This window comes from Streptomyces sp. URMC 129 (genome assembly GCF_051386415.1).
Lineage (GTDB): Bacteria > Actinomycetota > Actinomycetes > Streptomycetales > Streptomycetaceae > Streptomyces.
The window spans coordinates 1-1,129 of the sequence record NZ_JBPQTQ010000280.1 but is presented as its reverse complement, the minus strand read 5'-3'; the positions used below and the strand labels follow the sequence as shown (position 1 = coordinate 1,129).

The window sequence follows — 1,129 nt, the reverse complement described above, 5'->3', positions numbered from 1 at the left end:
CTAGTGTCCTGAGTCGGAGATTCGTCGGCAGTAGGTGGCGACCTTGTCGAGGATTTCGTCGGCGGTTTTGGTCCAGACGAACGGTCGTGGGTTGTCGTTCCAGTCGGCGATCCACATGCGGATGTCGCGTTCGAGGGCCTGGACGGAGCGGTGGACGCCGCGGCGGAGCTTCTTCGCGGTCAGTTCGGCGAACCACCGCTCCACCAGGTTCAGCCAGGAAGAACTGGTCGGTGTGAAGTGCAGGTGGAACCGTGGGTGTGCGGCCAGCCACTTCCTGACCGCCGGGGTCTTGTGCGTGGCGTAGTTGTCCAGGATCAAGTGCACGTCCAGATCCGCCGGCACCTGGGCATCGAGCTTGACCAGGAACTTGCGGAACTCGATCGCGCGGTGCCGGCGGTGGAGGGAGCCGATGACCTTGCCCGTGGCGGTGTCGAGTGCGGCGAACAGGGTGGTGGTGCCTGCGCGGACGTAGTCGTGACTGCGGCGCTCGGGAACCCCGGGCATCATCGGCAGCACCGGCTGGGAACGGTCCAGGGCCTGGATCTGGGACTTCTCGTCGACCGCGAGAACCAGTGCGCGCTCGGGCGGGTCCAGATACAGGCCGACGACGTCGCGGACCTTGTCGATGAAGAACGGGTCGGTGGACAGCTTGAAGGTCTGGCTGCGGTGGGGCTGGAGCCCGAACGCCCGCCAGATGCGCGACACGGTGGTCTGCGACATGCCTAGCGCGGCGGCCAGCGACCGGGTCGACCAGTGGGTGGCGTTCGGCGGGGCCTTCTCCAGCGTGGTCACGATCACCCGCTCGACGTCCGCGTCCGAGATCTTCCGCGGCGCACCCGGTCGGGGCTCGTCCGCAAGGCCCTCCAGCCGGTGGGCCAGGAACCGCCGACGCCAGGTCCGCACGGTGTCCGCAGCCACCCCCAGACGCCGGGCCACCTCCAGGATCGCGTGACCCTGGGCACATTCCAGGACGATCCGTGACCGCAGCGCGAGAGCCTGAGCGGTGGAGCGCCGCCGCACCCACCCCTCCAACACCTCACGCTCGGCATCCGACAGCGTCAACGGCGGAATCCTCGGTCCAGGTCGCGTCACACCCGACCAACGACGAATCTCCGACTCAGGACACTAG

Annotated in this window: 1 protein-coding gene; it reads right to left on the bottom strand. The window is 67.8% G+C overall.

Going from position 1 to position 1,129, the window contains the following annotated elements:
• Entirely contained in the window at nt 1-1,092 is a 1,092-nt protein-coding gene (locus tag ACSNOC_RS27765; protein ID WP_436750334.1) for an IS630 family transposase, read from the bottom strand.
• Between the last annotated feature and the right edge of the window lie 37 nt (nt 1,093-1,129).